This is a genomic window from Cumulibacter manganitolerans, assembly GCF_009602465.1.
Classification (GTDB): Bacteria; Actinomycetota; Actinomycetes; order Mycobacteriales; family Antricoccaceae; genus Cumulibacter; species Cumulibacter manganitolerans.
This window is the reverse complement of record NZ_WBKP01000010.1, coordinates 25,555-41,476: the sequence shown is the minus strand read 5'-3', so window position 1 is coordinate 41,476 and position 15,922 is coordinate 25,555. Positions and strand designations below refer to the sequence as shown.

12 protein-coding genes and 1 tRNA gene are annotated in these 15,922 nt (G+C 71.3%); 6 read left to right on the top strand and 7 right to left on the bottom strand.

Features of this window, described 5'->3' with window-relative positions; all coding sequences use genetic code 11:
• Window positions 1-6: 6 nt before the first annotated feature.
• The 5 genes from F8A92_RS05790 to F8A92_RS05770 all read right to left on the bottom strand — a co-directional run bounded on the left by F8A92_RS05790 (window position 7) and on the right by F8A92_RS05770 (window position 6,673).
• The gene (locus F8A92_RS05790) at window positions 7-1,011 is read right to left on the bottom strand and encodes an acyl-CoA dehydrogenase family protein (protein WP_153504204.1); all 1,005 of its coding nucleotides are present in this window, start codon (window positions 1,009-1,011) and stop codon (window positions 7-9) included.
• 101 nt (window positions 1,012-1,112) lie between these two features.
• A tRNA-Pro gene (locus F8A92_RS05785) sits at window positions 1,113-1,189 on the bottom strand.
• Between the two features lie 72 nt (window positions 1,190-1,261).
• A complete protein-coding gene (locus tag F8A92_RS05780) occupies window positions 1,262-2,947 on the bottom strand; it encodes an HNH endonuclease signature motif containing protein (protein ID WP_228389248.1) in 1,686 nt (561 codons plus the stop codon).
• A gap of 298 nt (window positions 2,948-3,245) precedes the next feature.
• Entirely contained in the window at window positions 3,246-4,007 is a 762-nt protein-coding gene (locus F8A92_RS05775; protein WP_228389241.1) for a metallophosphoesterase, read from the bottom strand.
• A 164-nt stretch (window positions 4,008-4,171) separates the two neighbouring features.
• Window positions 4,172-6,673, bottom strand: coding sequence for a penicillin-binding protein (locus F8A92_RS05770; RefSeq protein ID WP_153504202.1), 2,502 nt, complete (start codon window positions 6,671-6,673; stop codon window positions 4,172-4,174).
• A 277-nt stretch (window positions 6,674-6,950) separates the two neighbouring features.
• Here F8A92_RS05770 and F8A92_RS05765 point away from each other — a divergent pair, with 277 nt between their 5' ends.
• Window positions 6,951-7,265 carry a WhiB family transcriptional regulator gene (locus F8A92_RS05765; protein ID WP_323368423.1) on the top strand — a complete coding sequence of 105 codons (315 nt, stop codon included), beginning with the start codon at window positions 6,951-6,953 and terminating at the stop codon, window positions 7,263-7,265.
• Between the two features lie 85 nt (window positions 7,266-7,350).
• On the opposite strand, the gene F8A92_RS05760 is transcribed toward F8A92_RS05765, so the two are convergent.
• Both F8A92_RS05760 and F8A92_RS05755 read right to left on the bottom strand, forming a co-directional pair.
• Window positions 7,351-8,517, bottom strand: coding sequence for an ArsA family ATPase (locus tag F8A92_RS05760; RefSeq protein WP_153504201.1), 1,167 nt, complete (start codon window positions 8,515-8,517; stop codon window positions 7,351-7,353).
• Window positions 8,510-9,517: an ArsA-related P-loop ATPase gene (locus F8A92_RS05755; protein ID WP_153504200.1), complete on the bottom strand. Its 1,008-nt coding sequence runs from the start codon at window positions 9,515-9,517 to the stop codon at window positions 8,510-8,512. Before F8A92_RS05755 ends, F8A92_RS05760 begins: the two co-directional genes overlap by 8 nt.
• Before the next feature lie 124 nt (window positions 9,518-9,641).
• Between F8A92_RS05755 and F8A92_RS05750 the strand changes: the two genes are divergently transcribed.
• The 5 genes from F8A92_RS05750 to F8A92_RS05730 all read left to right on the top strand — a co-directional run bounded on the left by F8A92_RS05750 (window position 9,642) and on the right by F8A92_RS05730 (window position 15,913).
• The gene (locus F8A92_RS05750; RefSeq protein ID WP_153504199.1) at window positions 9,642-9,806 is read left to right on the top strand and encodes a DUF4177 domain-containing protein; all 165 of its coding nucleotides are present in this window, start codon (window positions 9,642-9,644) and stop codon (window positions 9,804-9,806) included.
• A gap of 47 nt (window positions 9,807-9,853) precedes the next feature.
• Window positions 9,854-10,315: a RidA family protein gene (locus tag F8A92_RS05745; RefSeq protein ID WP_153504198.1), complete on the top strand. Its 462-nt coding sequence runs from the start codon at window positions 9,854-9,856 to the stop codon at window positions 10,313-10,315.
• Window positions 10,312-11,124 (top strand): NUDIX hydrolase, encoded by an 813-nt coding sequence (locus tag F8A92_RS05740; RefSeq protein WP_153504197.1) that lies wholly within the window; start codon window positions 10,312-10,314, stop codon window positions 11,122-11,124. Before F8A92_RS05745 ends, F8A92_RS05740 begins: the two co-directional genes overlap by 4 nt.
• A 199-nt stretch (window positions 11,125-11,323) precedes the next feature.
• Window positions 11,324-12,112: an MBL fold metallo-hydrolase gene (locus tag F8A92_RS05735; protein WP_153504196.1), complete on the top strand. Its 789-nt coding sequence runs from the start codon at window positions 11,324-11,326 to the stop codon at window positions 12,110-12,112.
• A gap of 201 nt (window positions 12,113-12,313) precedes the next feature.
• Window positions 12,314-15,913, top strand: coding sequence for an indolepyruvate ferredoxin oxidoreductase family protein (locus tag F8A92_RS05730; protein ID WP_228389240.1), 3,600 nt, complete (start codon window positions 12,314-12,316; stop codon window positions 15,911-15,913).
• Window positions 15,914-15,922: the final 9 nt, after the last annotated feature.

The following is a 15,922-nucleotide window of genomic DNA, read 5'->3' as shown; positions in this document are numbered from 1 at the left end:
GGCTGATCAGCCACTCGGGCCGAGGAGAGCGCGCCCGAGCGCGACCTGGTCACGCTCGGCATGATGCTGCCGGACGTAGACGCGCAGGTCGTCGACGAGGCGCGCGTACGGCTCGTCGGACGTAAGCGGCCCCGGCCCCATTGCGTGGTCGGCGTGTCGGATGACGTCCTCGGCGGCGCGCGCGCACACATCCCGCACGCGGAGCGCATAGGGCCACGCAGCGTCTCGGGCGACGGCGTCCCGCGCGATGTCAGCGGCCGCCTGGCGCAGCGCGCCCCGGGCGCCGAGAAGCGCACTGTCGCATGCGCCCAGGTGCATCAGCGTCACGTCGTCCTGCCGGCCGGCGATCACCGCCTCGCGCAGCCGCAGGGCGATGCCGACTGCTGCGCCGTACCAGATGGCGGCGACGCCGATGCCACCCCACGCGAAGCCTGGCCGTGCGAGGTACCACTGCGGCTCGCCGACGGGGACGGCCGGGACGTCGTCGAGCGTGATGCCGGAGGAGCGGATCAGCGACAGCCCGCTGCTGACCCAGGGTGCGTCGTCGATCCGGACGCCGGGTTGCCGGAGGTCGATCAGGAACAGCCCACGTCGCTCGTCGTCCACCCAGGCGGTGACCAGCGCATGCGACAGCTCGCTGGCGAGCGAGCACCACGGCTTCGGACCGGTCAGCCGCCACCCGTCGGCGGCCTGCTCGCCGCGCAGACGGCCGCCTGGTCCCTCCGCGGCATACACGCCCAGCGTCGCGTCGGCCGGGGCAGACACCCCTGCCTGGGCGAGGATCGCGAGCGCGTCGAGGTGGGGTTCCACCGCTCGGGTCACGGTGAGGTCGACCGACGCGGCGCGCGCGAGGGCGTCCCAGGTCGTCAGCAGCGATCCGGGGTCCGCGGGGGAGAGCTTCTCACCGAGTGCGCGCGCCAGGTCGAGCGCGCCGGGAAGGTCGCGTCGCGCGGCGGACGCCGCAGCGCGCATCCCGTCGTCGCCGTTCGGGTCGAGCCACCATGCGTGCATCCGCACCCCGTTCCACCGAAGGACCCGCCCGGCGGCTCGGCCAGGGAGATATGCCAGAGGGGACTTGCCGCCGTAGAAGCAAGTCCCCTCTCGGTGTCTCGTGGTCGGGGTGGCGGGATTCGAACCCACGGCCTCTTCGTCCCGAACGAAGCGCGCTACCAAGCTGCGCCACACCCCGTTGAACACCGAAAGACAACTTTACTCGATCGGTCATGCGGAACGCGAGCCGGTGTGAGCGGAGCGACGAAGTCTACGGTTCGTCGGCTCCCGCGGGTCCGTGACGACTGAGGACCTCCGCGAGGGCGGGGTCACCGTCGGCGCCCTCTGCGGCGGAGTTCGACTGCTGGAACAGCGCATCGAGAACGAGCTCGGCCTGCAAGCCGGTGATGCGGGTGTTGATCTGCGGTGTGCGGTCGCGGTCCACCCAGGGCGGCGGGATCCAGACCGGGATCCCGGCACGCATGTCGACCCGCCAGCCGCATTGCTCGAACTCGCGGTGGTGGTAGCCGCAGATCATCGTCAGGTTGTCGACATCGGTGCGGCCGCCCCGCCACCACTCGACGACGTGGTGCACCTCGCACCACTCGGGCGGGATCGTGCATCCCGGGAAGCTGCAGCCCTTGTCGCGGCCGGTCAACGCCTTCACCTGCGCGGGACTGGCGAAGCGTCGGGCTCGCCCGTAGGCGATCACGCCTCCCGCGGCGTTCACGAAGGTCGGGATGATCTCGGCCTGCTCGGCCAGCCGCAGCAGCTCACCGATCGAGAGGCGGGTGCCCAGGCTCGTGCCGGCCGCCACCCGAGGCAGCAGCCGCCCGCTGAACGGGCCACCCTCGGGATCCGCGCGATCGAGTCGGTCCGCGCCGTTCGGTGCTGTCGCGCCGTCCAGGCGGGCGAGCGCGGCGCGCAGCTGGTCGAGGTCGATGGCGACGTGCAGCGTGGTGCGCGCTCCGCCGGTGCGCGGTAGCGCATCGGAGTCGAGCAGCCGGTCGACCGCGTCCTCGAGCGCGTCGTGCTGGCGTTGCTCGAGATTGCGCGTGTCGCGCTGGCCGGCGTCCTCGCTCGGCTGCGGCGCCGCGAGCGGGGACAGCAGCGCCTGCAGCTTGGCGTGCAGCTCCCGGGTCAGGTTCCCGCTGATCGAGTGCGTGCCGTCGCGTTGCTCCTCGCCGAGCCGCAGGCCACGACGCGCCCGCATGGTGTCCTCGTTGGGCAGCGACCCGTCGGGTAGCAGGCAGTCGTCGATCACCCGGGCCGCCTCGGCGAGCTCGACCGGTGTCAGGGAGGCGGCGAACCGCACCAACGTCTGCTCTGCCCGCGCCGCATCGTCCGGGTCGACGGCCGTGTTCGTCGCCAGCCTCGCGACGGCGCGGGCGATGACGGCGTGCTGGTCGGCGCTGAGCTCCCCGGCGCGGACCGCGTCGCGGAGCACGGGGTGCGGACACTCGAGGGTGCCCGCGCTCAGCTCGTTCCGCGCCCGCAGCTGCTCCGCCTGACGCACCCGCGCCTTCGCGGCGCCCGGCTGCAGCTTCACCAGCCGTACCAGCGCCGCCGGCAGGCTCGGGGCCGCCACGTATGCCGGAAGCCGTTCTTCCTCCGCGGCCTCGATCAGCAGCGCGTCCACCGCCGCGAGTGTCCCGCGGTGTGCTTCGAACCGCTGCAGCACGTCGACGAGTCGATCTGCGCCCAGCGCCATCAGATCGCCACGGTCGCCGACTCCGAGGAGTCCGTCGATGCCCGCGCGGAGCTGGCCCAGATAGCCGGCGATCTCGGCATCGAGCTCCAGGGCGCCCGGTGAGCACTCGAACGGGGTCCCGGACGCGGGGTCCCACGGCGCCGCCGGTGGTGCGTCGGTGTGGCCGAGGTGAGGATGGCCGTCGGCCGCTGGGTGTTGAGTGCCCGGTCGCGTGTCGAGGAAGGAATCGTCGGTGCCATCCATCATGCTCACCTCCCGTCCGGCCTCCTACCATGAATCGTACACATGTTCGAACAAATGTGCAAGGGATCACACCGAGATTCTCGGGTGACGTGCCCGGCTGACGCGCTATAGCCGGGGGATGCGGCCGACCGGCGGCTCACTGCGTCTCGACGTCGCTACGCCTATCGGCTCCGCTCGCTCGACGACCGTGGGGGCGGGCCGGCACGGCGACCCCGGGGGCTCGACGACCGTTGGGGGCGGGGCGGCACGCCAACCCGGGACCTCGACGACCGTGGGGGGCTCGACGGGCGTTGTGGGTGGGTCAGGCGGGCCGGGGGATAAGCGTGAGGAGGGTGGCCTCCGGGCGGCAGCAGAATCGCACCGGCGCGTACGGCGACGTTCCCAGGCCGGCACTCACGTGCAGGGGAGCGGTTCGGCCGGACGGCGACGTCCAGTCCGACATCCACCGCACCCGCGACCGGTCGATGCCACAGTTCGTCACCGCGGCGCCGACCATCGGAATGCGCACCTGGCCGCCGTGCGTATGGCCGGCGAGCACCAGGTCGTAGCCGTCGTCGACCATCGGGTCCAGCACCCGCGGCTCGGGAGAGTGCGTGAGCGCGATGCGGACGTCGGCGTCGCGGTCCGCAGCCCCGGCGATCGCGGCGTACCGGTCGCGGCGGGTGTGCGGGTCGTCGACGCCGGCGAGCGCCACGGACAGGCCGCCCGCCTGCACCGACCCGCGCCGGTTGTTCAGGTCGAGCCAGCCGTGCGCGGTCAGTCCCTCGCGGAGTCCGGTGAGGTCGAGGCGGTGCCCGCGCCGGTGCACCGTGGTCCGGGTGAAGTACCGCGTCGGGCTCTTGGCGACCGGCGCCCAGTGGTCGTTGTTGCCCCACACGAACGCGCCCGGCAGGTGCAGGAACGGCTCGTGGGCGCGCAGCGAGTTCTCGAACGCGCTCTCGTCGCCGCCCAGGTGGTCTCCCGTCGACAGCACGAGATCGGGCGCGAGGTCGGCCAGCGAACGCACCCACGCGACCTTGCGCCGCTGCTGCGGGGTGACGTGCAGGTCGGCCAGCTGCAGCACCGTGAGCTGTCTGGCCCCGGCGGGCAGGACGGCGACCTCGAAGCGGCGCAGGGCGTACCAGTTGCGTTCGATCAGCGTCGCGTAGCCGGCGGTGAGGGCGCCGGATGCGACGAGGCCGCCGCTGATCGCGGCGGCCCGTCGTACGGCGCTGGAGCTAGCGATGATCAGCCCCCACCGTTTCCGCGGCCGTTCCCGTTGTTGCCGCCCCCGTTGCCGGTGCCGCCGTTCGGCGGTGCCGCCGTGGGCTGCGGCGCGGGCGCCGTCGGCTGGGGAGCAGGCGCCGTCGGCTGGGCCGGTGCGCTGGTCTGCGCCGCCGGCACGCAACCGGTGGCCGGGTCCTGGCCGGGCTGGCAGGGCTGCCCGGCCGGCGCCTTGCCGGTCGAGACGCTGTAGGTGATCGTGGTGCCCTCGGGCACGGCGGACCCGGCGGGCGGGTCCTGCGAGGCGACCACGCCGGCCGGGAGCGTGGAGTCGACCGGCGTCCCGCTGTCCTCCGCGGGGTAGCCGGCCTGCTTGGCCATCGACTTGCAGTTTGCCGGCGACTGGCCGACGCAGTTGACGTTGAGCACCGTCGTCTTGCCGTTGGCGACCGCAGGATCCTGGGGTGGGAAGTAGCTCGCGCCCACCTGGGGCAGGATGCTCTGCATCGCCAGGTTCCAGATGCGCGCCGGGTAGCCGCCACCGAAGCCTTCCTCGCCGCCGCCGGGAGAGGGCAGTGGCTTGTTCGACTTCGGATCGAAGGCGAGCACCGAGGCGATGATGTCCGGCGTGAAGCCGACGAACGAGTACGCGCGGTTGTCCTGCGCGGTACCGGTCTTGCCGGCGATCTGGTAGCCGGGGACATAGGCCCGCTTGCCGGTCTGGCTCGGGTTGCCCGGCATGACGTCCTTGAGCAGGATCTGGTTGATCGTGTCGGCGACGCCCTGCGAGACGGCGCCCGGGGTGCAGTTGGTGCCCGGCGTGTACCAAGGCTTGTTGGTCTGCGGGTTGACGGCCGTCTTGGCGTCCGGCCCGGCGATCCACATGATCGGCGTGGGCTCGCACTTGGTGCCGCGGTTGGCGATCGTCGCGTAGGCTACGGCGAGCCGCAGCGGGCTGGTCGCCTCCGGGCCGAGGGTGAACGACGCGCGGTTCTCCGCCGCAATCTGGTCGCGGATCTTCGTGTCGCCCGGTGCCCAGAGGCCCATCGCGTACGCCGCGTCGGTGATCGGCTTCAGGCTGCCGATGTGGTCCTCGAGCGCCACGAAGTAGGTGTTCGAGGACATGTACAACGCTTTCCACAGCGGCAGCTTCGGCGGGTAGTTGGGGGAGGCGTTCGAGACTTCGTACGAGATGCCCTGCTGCGCCATGATCTTCGACTTGTACGGCGGCGGCGTGTTGAGCTCGAAGTTGATCCCGGTGCCCTCGTTGAGCGCGGCGACCGTCGGGAAGATCTTGTACACCGACCCGGCGCCGTCACCGTTGGGCTGCACCGGGTAGTTGAACACCGTCTGCGAGGGGTCGTTGGGGTCGTTGCCGTACTTCTTGTTGACGCCGAGGGCGAGGACCTGGCCGTCCTTGACGTTCAGGATCGGCATGGTCGCGATCCGCTGATCGGCGTAGCCGTAGATCGACGGGTCGCTGTTGAACGACGTCGAGGCGCTGACGATCGCGTTGTTCGCCGACTCCTGGTACGACGGGTTCAGCGAGGTCTGGATCGTGAGGCCGCCCTCCTTGAGGGTCGCCTCCGGGATGCCGAGGTTCTGGGTGAGGTACTGCCAGACGTAGTCGCAGTAGAAGCCCGCGCCGTTCGGCGCCTCCGAGCACGAGCGCGACGGCTTGGCGCCGTTGCCGCTGAGCGTGATCGGCTTCTTGATCTCCTCGTCGCGCTGCGCGGTGGTGATCTTGCCCTGGTCGGCCATCAGGGTCAGGACGACGTCCCGCCGCTTCTTGGTCTGGTCCGGGTTGTGCAGCGGGTTGTACTTGGTCGGGTTCTGCACGATGCCGGCGATCATCGCGGCCTGCGCGATGTCGAGCTGCGCCGGCTCGACTCCGAAGTAGGTCTGCGCGGCGGCGCGGACGCCGTACGCCCCGCCGCCCATGTTCATCAGGTTGAGGTACTTCTCGAGGATCTGGTCCTTGGTGAGGGTCTTCTCGAGGTTCAGCGCGATCTTCGCCTCGCGCAGCTTGCGCCCCAGGCTCTGCTCGGTCGCCGCATCGCGTTCCTTCTGCGTCTTGGCCTGATAGAAGAGCGTGTTCTTGACCAGCTGCTGCGTCAGTGTCGACGCGCCCTGCGAGACGCCGCCCTTGACCGCGTTCTGCACCGCCGCGCGGAACATGCCCTGGAGGTCGACGCCCTTGTGCTCGTAGAACCGCTTGTCCTCGACCGCCACGATGGCCTTCGGCAGCCATTCGCCCATCTGGCTGAGCGGGATCGGCTCGCGGTAGTAGTTGTAGTAGTGCACGAGCGGCTGGCCGTTCGCTGCCAGCACGGTGGTCACCAGGGCCGGGTTGGACTCTTGGAACTGCGTGTCGAGATCGTTCACCGCCGACGCTGTGCTCTTGGCCGCGGCCCCCGCCCCACCGAAGGCAGGAAAGAGCATGGCGGCGAGCACCAGCCCGCCGGCGGCGATGGCGGCGACCAGCTTGACGATGGTCGCCATCTTGTTGAATGCGCGGCTTGACACTTGGCCAGCCTACGCAGTCACCAGTCACAAGCGGGTAAATCGTGAACGATGCCTCTAGGCCGCGTCGCCCCGCAAGCCTCAGCGGGTGGCGAGAGGCCCGCAAGCGTGAGAGGATCGACGTTTCCGTTTTTGGGGGCTCCCATCGAGCAGGCAAGTGTGAAGTGGGCGTGAAGCCCGGGTCGTGTCTGGCCGGGCCGCGTCACGAGTCGCACCTTTGTTGGTCTCCTTACCTAGAGGCAGCGGTAGAACGCGGCCGTCATTACGAGGAGATGCCCCCATGTCGAGCACGATTGTCTTCACCGCCGCGGCACGCTCCCCGATGGCCGACTGGGCGAGCGAGGCCCGCTGCCGGGGCATCGACCCGGAGGCCCTGTTCGTGCAGGGCGCGGCCCAGCACCAGGCCAAGAAGATCTGCGACGGCTGCCCGGTGCGCGTCCAGTGTCTCGCCGACGCGCTCGACAACCGCACCGAGTTCGGCGTGTGGGGCGGGATGACCGAGCGCGAGCGACGCGCCCTGCTGCGGCGCAACCCCGACGTCGCCTCCTGGCGCGAGCTGCTGACCTCCGACGACCCCGACGCCAAGATCGCGTAATCGCCGGCGCCTTCTGCGGGGCAGCGGAGCACGATAAGCGGCCCGAACCGCCACTGGCAGCCCCGCAGATCGGCCGGGAACCGGGTCAGGACTCGGCGAGCCGAGCGCCGATCTCGCGCAGGTCGTCCAGGTCGTGCGCGTCGGTCGGCAGCGCGGCGACCTCCCCGAGCGGGACGTCGGGATGCGCGGTGACGAACCGCTGCGCCAGCGACTGCTCGCGCAGCGCGAGCTCGATCCGGTCGGCGTGCACCCGCAGCGCGGCCGCGGTGACGGCGCCCTCGTGGGTCGGCTCCTCGTCCTCCGGCCAGAGCCGGTCGGCCGCCTCGCGGGACTTCTTCGCCGCGAGCTCGGGCGCCTCGGAGTAGTGCACCCGGTTCATCACGACGCCGGCCAGCGGCATCGTCTCCCCGACCAGCCGGTCGACGAAGTACGACGCCTCGCGCAGCGCGTCCGGCTCGGGTGTCGCGACCACCATGAACGACGTCCCCGGCTGGCGCAGCAGGTTGTACGTCGCCTCGGCGCGGGTGCGGAAGCCGCCGAACATGGTGTCGAGCGCGGCGACGAACTTCGAGATGTCGCCCAGCACCTCGCTGCCCACGATCCGCGTGAGCACCTTCGAGAACAGCCCCATGCCGGCGCTGACGATCTTCAGCGACATCCGGCCGCCGCCGCGCGCGGGCGCGAGCAGCACCCGCAGCACCTTCCCGTCCAGGAACCGCGCCATCCGCTCCGGCGCGTCGAGGAAGTCCAGCGCCGAACGGCTCGGCGGAGTGTCGATCACGATGAGGTCCCACTCGTCCTTCGCGACGAGCTGGCCGAGCTTCTCCATGGCCATGTACTCCTGCGTGCCGGCGAACGAGCTCGACAGGGTCTGGTAGAAGGGGTTGTCGAAGATCTCCTGCGCCTTCTGCTCGTCGGTGTGCTCGAGCACGATCTCGTCGAACGTGCTCTTCATGTCGAGCATCATCGCGAACAGCTCGCCGCCCTCGACGCCGACGACCTTGCGCGGGACGTTGTCCAGCTGCTCGATGCCCAGCGACTGGGCGAGCCTGCGCGCCGGGTCGATCGTCAGCACGACGACCCGCCGTCCGGTCTCGGCGGCCCGCAGCGCGATCGCCGCGGACGTCGTCGTCTTGCCGACGCCGCCGGCGCCGCAGCACACCACGACGCGGGTCTCGGGGGAGGTCAGCAACCCGTCGACGTCCAGCCGGTCGGCGCCGCGGGGACGCAGGGTGAGGCGCGGCCTAGACATCGGCGACCTCGTCTGCGCCGGTCTGCTCGCGGATCAGCTCGGCGAGGTCGCCCAGCGCGTCGGCCGTCATCTGGCCGTGCAGCCGCGGCAGCTCGGTGATCGGTACGCCGAGCGAGGGCAGGTCGGCCCGCGCCTGCTGCTCGACGGTGAACCGCCGCGCGTAGTCGACCAGCTCCGCGCGCAGCGGCTCGGCGTACGACGCGGCGAGCCCGGCCGTCTTGAGCCCGGTGGAGATCTGCTTGAGCGGATCGTCGCCGGCCGCGATGTCGTCGAGCTCGCCGGCCGACATCTGCGGCTCGGTGGCCATGTTGACCACGACCGACGCGATGTCCAGACCGCTGGAGCGCAGGTCGTGCGCGGCCTCCAGGGTCTCCTGCACCGGCATCTCCTCCAGCAGCGTGACGAGGTGGATCGCGGTCCGCGACGAGCGCAGGAGGTCCATCACGCCGTCCGACTGCTTCTTGATCGGGCCCACCTTCGCCAGCGCGGCGACCTCGCCGGTGACGTTCAGGAACCGGCCGATGCGCCCGGTCGGCGGCGCGTCCAGGACGACGGCGTCGTACGCGCGCTTGCCGCCCTTGGCCCGCGTCGTCGCCTCCTTGACCTTGCCGGTCAGCAGCACGTCGCGCAGGCCGGGGGCCACGGAGGTGGCGAAGTCGATCGCGCCGACCCGCCGCAGCATGCCGCCGGCGCGGCCCAGCCCGTAGAACATGTCGAGGTAGTCCACGAGAGCGGCCTCGGGCTCGACGGCGAGCGCGTAGACCTCGCCCTCGCCGGGTGCCGCGGCGATGGGGCGCTCGGCGTACGGCAGCGGGGGGATGTTGAACAGCTGGGCGATGCCCTGCCGGTCCTCGACCTCGACCAGCAGGGTGCGCCGGCCGCCGGTCGCGAGGGCGATGGCGAGCGCGGCGGCGACGGTGGTCTTCCCGACGCCGCCCTTGCCGCTGACGACGTGCAACCGCGCATCGGTCCACCAGGCGGGGGTCAAGGCAGCGTCCACGTCGCCAGCGTAGTGCGGCCGCGGCGCTCGCGAAGCCCCGATCCGGAGGAACCGGTGTGGTGCGCGCGACCCACTGCGGCCCTCGCCGGATCGGCGCCGTACGGCATACCCCTAGAGTGAGGGCATGGCTGACAAGACGACGTGGGAGTACGCCACCGTGCCGCTGCTGACCCACAACACCAAGGCGATCCTCGACACGTGGGGCGAAGACGGCTGGGAGCTCGTCACCGTGACCCCCGGCCCGACCGGCGAGCAGCTGGTCGCGTTCATGAAGCGGCCCCGCAGCTAGCCCGTCAGACCGGGCGGCGCGCCCACCCCGAAGAGAGGTTCTCCCGAATGTCCGATGTCCACACCAGGCTCGCCGAGCTCGGGATCGAGCTTCCACCGGTCGCCAAGCCGGCCGGGGCGTACGTCCCCGCCCTGCGCAACGGCTCGCTCGTCTACACGTCGGGGCAGCTGCCCCTGGTCGACGGCAAGCTGCGCCGCACCGGCAAGGTCGGCGCCGAGGTCTCGCCGGAGGACGCGTACGACGACGCCCGGCAGTGCGCGATCAACGCGCTCGCGGCCATCGACGCCCTGGTCGGGCTCGACAAGGTCACCCAGGTCGTGAAGGTCGTCGGCTTCGTGGCCAGCGATCCGTCGTTCACCGGCCAGCCGAAGGTGATCAACGGCGCCTCCGAGCTGCTCGGCGAGGTGTTCGGGGAGGCCGGTGCGCACGCCCGCTCGGCCGTGGGCGTCGCCGTCCTGCCGATCGACACGCCGGTCGAGGTCGAGATCGTCGTCGAGGTCGGCGCGTGAGCGCGCCGAGCCAGCCCAAGCTGGCCTCGACGGTCCTGTTCGTGCGCGACGGCGAGGCCGGCCTCGAGGCCTACCTGATCCGGCGGGTCAAGCAGATGGCGTTCGCCGGCGGCATGACCGCCTTCCCCGGCGGCGGCGTCGACCCGCGTGACCTGGACGCCGAGTTCGGCTGGATCGGCCCGGAGGCCGGGTTCTGGGCGGACGCGTTCAGCTGCGACGAGCGGTCCGCGCGCGCCCTGGTCGCCGCCGCCGTCCGCGAGACGTTCGAGGAGGCCGGCATCCTGCTGGCCACCGCCGGGCGTACCGCGGTCGTCGACACCGACAACGACGAGTGGGAGGCCGAGCGGCAGGGACTGCTGAACCGCGAGCACTCCCTCAGCGAGCTGCTGGAGAGGCGCGGGCTGTCGCTGCGGGCCGATCTGGTGCGGCCCTGGGCGCACTGGATCACCCCCGAGCAGGAGCCCAAGCGCTACAACACGAGCTTCTTCCTGATGAAGCTGCCCGACGGCGTCCACCCGCGCGCGATCTCCACCGAGCACGACAAGGCCGAGTGGGTCGGCGTCCACGACGCGCTCGCCGAGGCCCAGACCGGCGTCCGGCCGATGCTGCCGCCGACCATCGCCACGCTGACCGACCTCGCCCGCTTCGGCACCGCCGACGAGGCGATGGCCGGCGCGCCGCCGCGGCGCATCCAGCCGATCCAGCCCGCCCTGGTCGAGATCGACGGCGTGCTGCAGGTGCGGCTGCCGGACGGGACGCTGATGAAGCCGTCGGTCCGGATGGGGCCGGGACGGTCCGTCGCCGACTAGCGATCCGCCGGCCATGTGCCACGTGCGGTGGGTTGCACCCCGCTCCCGCGTGATGCGGTGGGATGCACCCCGCTATCGAGCGGACAGCGGGGCACAACCCACCGCGTCCGCACACCGGCCCGCAGGACAGTGACCCGCAGGATCAGACCCGGAGCAACACACCCGAGGATCGACAGACCCGAGCACGAGGAGAGCCGCCATGACCCACCCGCTGTACGAGACCCGGCGGGACGTCGCGCCGTACGCCTCGGTGGTGCTCGCCAACAATCCCAACGTGATGACGCTCGACGGCACGAACACCTGGCTGCTGCGGGCGTCCGGGCGCCGCGAGGCGATCGTGGTCGACCCCGGCCCGGAGGATCTCGAGCACCTCAAGGTGGTCGCCGCCGAGGCCGGCACCGTCGTCGAGGTGCTGCTGACCCACGGGCACTGGGACCACTCGGAGTCGGCGCGCACCTTCCACGAGATGACCGGCGCGCGGGTGCGCGCCCTCGACCCGCAGCACCGGTACGGCGGCGAGGGGCTCGGCGAGGGCGACCTGATCGCCGCCGCCGGTGTCGAGGTGCGGGTGATCGCCACCCCGGGGCACACGAGCGACTCGCTGAGCTTCGTGGTGGACGACGGCGAGAACGCAGCGTCCGTGCTGACCGGCGACACGATCCTCGGCCGGGGAACGACGGTGATCGCGCACCCCGACGGCAACCTCGGCGAGTACCTGGCCTCGCTGGAACGGCTCAAGGCGTACGGCGACGCGACCGTGCTGCCCGGCCACGGACCCGAGCTGGCGTCGGCGGGCAAGGCCGCCGCCTTCTATCTCGAGCACCGCGCGCAGCGGCTCCAGCAGGTGCGCGACGCGCTCGGCGTACTGGGTCCGGACGCGAGCGCGCGTCAGGTCGTCGAGCACGTCTACACCGACGTCCCCGAGTCGAACTGGCCGGCGGCCGAGCTGTCGGTCAAGGCGCAGCTGGAGTACCTCCGCTCGAACTGAGGCCGTCTCACGATTCGAGAACGACCAGGCGGCAGGGCGCGGCGCGTTTGTTGCGCGCCGCGGTGATGTGTGCATGAATGTCAGCACTCGCCCTCATCGAGAGGGCCGTCACCTTGCCGCTCGCGCTGCGATCCAGCCGGTGGTGCGTGACGAGACCGCTTCCTCCACGCGAACCGTGGACGCATCCCCGGAGGTCCTGCCGTGCCCGAACCGATCCACCACAGCGTCGAGCAGAATCGCGACGTCGATGCCCGGCCGCGCCGGCTCAGCGATCGTTACGAGGTCGAGGACGGGACCGTCTACCTCTCCGGGGTGCAGGCCCTCGTGCGCCTGCCGATGGACATCCGCCGCGCCGACCGCCGGGCCGGCCTGAACACCGCGGCGTTCGTCTCCGGCTACGAAGGCTCGCCCCTGGCCGGGTACGACCTGGAGCTGATCCGGCAGAAGAAGCTGCTCGGCGAGCACGACATCGTCCACCAGCCGGGCCTCAACGAGGAGCTCGCCGCCAACGCCGTCCAGGGCACCCAGATGGCGCCGCTGCAGACCAGCGCTACCAAGGACGGCGTGGCCGGCATCTGGTACGGGAAGGCACCCGGCCTGGACCGCGCGACCGACGCCATCCGGCACGCCGTGCTCGGCGGTACCCATCCGCTGGGCGGTGTCCTCGCGCTCGTCGGCGACGACTCGATCGCCAAGAGCTCCACCGTCCCGTCCTCCTCCGAGACCGCGATGGCCGAGCTCGGCATGACCGTCCTCTCGCCGTCCGACCCGCAGGACATCCTCGACCTGGGGATCCACGGCATCGCCATGTCGCGGTTCAGCGGGCTGTGGACCGGCATGAAGATCGCCACCAACGTCGCCGACGGTGCCGGCTCGGCGCAGGTGAGCCCCGACCGGGTCAAGGTCGTCGTCCCGGACAACACGTTCGACGGGGTGCCCTACCGTCACGAGCCGACCATGCACCTGCTGCCGCCGCACCTGGCCGCCCTCGAGGAGTCGCTGGTCGGCAAGCGGCTCGAGCTCGCCCGGCGGTACGCCGCGGCGAACGGCCTCAACCGGCGGACCGGCGCGGCGGCGGCCAAGGTCGGCATCGTGACCTCGGGCATCGCCTACCTCGACGTGATGGAGGCGCTCGCGAACCTCGGCATCGACGAGGAGTCGATGCAGCGCCACGGCATCTCCGTGCTCAAGCTCGCGATGGTGGCCCCGCTGCTGCCCGAGGAGATCGACGACTTCGTCCGTGGTCTCGACGAGCTCGTCGTCGTCGAGGAGAAGCGGCCGCTGATCGAGCAGCAGATCAAGGATCTGCTGTTCAACGTCGCCGACGCCCCGCTCGTCGTCGGCAAGCACGACGAGAACCGCGAGCCGCTGCTGCGCGCCCACTACGACCTCGGCGCCGACGTGATCACGGAGGTGCTCGCGCGCCGGCTGTCCAAGCGGCTCGACATCCCGTCGGTCAACGCGTGGCTGACCGCGCGGCTCGCTCCGCCGGTGCCCGCGCCGGCACGGCGCCGCCAGCTGCCGCTGCTCCCGCGGACGCCGTACTTCTGCTCGGGCTGCCCGCACAATCGCTCCACCGTCGTCCCGGCCGGCTCGATCGTCGGCGCGGGCATCGGCTGCCACGCCATGGCGATGTTCCTCGACGAGGACCGGGTCGGCGACGTCCTCGGCACCTGCCAGATGGGCGGGGAGGGCGCACCGTGGGTCGGCATCGAGCCGTTCGTCGGCGACAAGCACCTGTTCCAGAACATCGGCGACGGCACCTTCCACCATTCCGGCTCGCTCGCCGTCCGGTTCGCGGTCGCGGCCGGCGTCAACGTGACCTACAAGCTGCTCTACAACTCCGCGGTCGCGATGACCGGCGGGCAGGACGCCGTCGGCGGCATGTCGGTGCCGAGCATCGCCGCCGAGCTGCTCGCGGAAGGCGTCAAACGGGTCGTCGTGACCACCGAGGAGCCGCACCGCTACGACGGCGTCACGCTGCCCAAGGGCGTCGAGGTGCGGCACCGCGACAAGCTGCTGCAGACGCAGGAGGAGCTCGCGGCGATCCGCGGCGTGACCGTGCTGATCCACGACCAGGAGTGCGCCACCGAGCTGCGCCGCAAGCGCAAGCGTGGGCTGGTCGCCGAGCCCGAGACACGGATCTTCATCAACCAGCGGGTGTGCGAGGGCTGCGGCGACTGCGGGGACAAGTCCAACTGCTTGTCGGTCCAGCCGGTCGAGACCGAGTTCGGCCGCAAGACGGCGATCCACCAGCCCTCCTGCAACAAGGACTACTCGTGCGTCGAGGGCGACTGCCCGAGCTTCCTGACGGTCACCCCCGGCACGGGCGCCGCGCAGGCGCCGAGGAGGGTCGCGCCGCCGATCGACGCCGCGATCCTGCCGGACCCGGAGGTGCACGTGCCGGAGGACGAGTTCGCGATCCGGTTCACGGGCATCGGCGGCACCGGGATCGTCACCGTGTCGGCCATCGTCGCGCAGGCCGGCATCATCGCCGGCCGGCACGTGCGTACCCTCGACCAGCTCGGGCTCGCGCAGAAGGGCGGTGCGGTCGTCTCCGACATCAAGATCGCGGCCCGGCCGATCGAGGCGGCCAACAAGATCTCGACCGGCGAATGCGACCTGTACCTCGTGTGCGACCTGCTGGTCGGCGCCTCCGACGCTAACCTCGCCGTCACCGCGGCCGACAAGACGATCGCGGTGATCAACAAGGCGCACACGCCGACCGGGGCGATGGTCGCGCACACCTCCGTGCTGTTCCCGCCGGACGACGCCACGGTGGGACGGATCGACGACGCCACCCGCGCCGACCGCAACACCCTCGTCGACGCCCGGCTGGCCACGCTGGGCCTGTTCGGTGACGACCAGTACGCCAACGTGTTCCTGGTCGGCGTCGCGTTCCAGGCCGGCGCGCTGCCGATCCCGGCGTCCGCCATCGAGGAGGCGATCACGCTCAACGGCGTCCGGGTCGAGCAGAACATCCAGGCCTTCCGCCGCGGACGTCAGCTGGTCAGCGACCGGGCGGCGGTCAACGACGCCGTCGACGCGTTGGGGCTGGATCACCTGCGCGAGAAGAAGAACGCGAGCGCGCCGTCCAACGCCGGCGTCGCCGTCGCCCGCGCGCTCGGCGGCGAGGACGGCGAGCTGCGCCGGCTGGTGACGCTGCGTGCCGGGGAGCTCGTCGAGTACCAGAACCGGGCGTACGCCGCGCGCTACGTGCAGTTCGTCGAGAAGGTCCGGGCCCGCGAGGCGGCCGTCGCGCCGGGCTCGACGGCGCTCGCCGAGAACGTCGCCAAGCAGCTGTACAAGCTGATGGCCTACAAGGACGAGTACGAGGTGGCCAGGCTGTCGCTGGACCCCAAGCTGCGCGCCGACATCAAGGCCACCTTCGGCGAGGACGCCTCGTTCGCGTTCAAGCTGCACCCGCCGATGCTGCGGGCGCTGGGCATGGACTCCAAGATCGCGCTGCCGCAGCCGGTCGGCGAGGCGGCGTTCAAGGCTCTGGTCAAGATGAAGCGCCTGCGCGGCACGCGGCTGGATCCCTTCGGCAAGGCGGAAGTACGGCGCGTCGAGCGCGCTCTCATCGACGACTACCGCAGCGAGATCGACGGGCTGCTCGGCACGCTGAGCGCGGCGAACCTCCCGGTCGCCGCGCAGATCGCCGACCTGCCGGACATGATCCGCGGGTACGAGGAGATCAAGCTGGGCAACGTCCGGGCCTATCGCGACCGGCTCGCGACGCTGCGCTCGAACTACGCCCGCACGAGTACGTCCGGGAAGGCGACCGAGGGGGTCCAGTAGCGCGGCGAT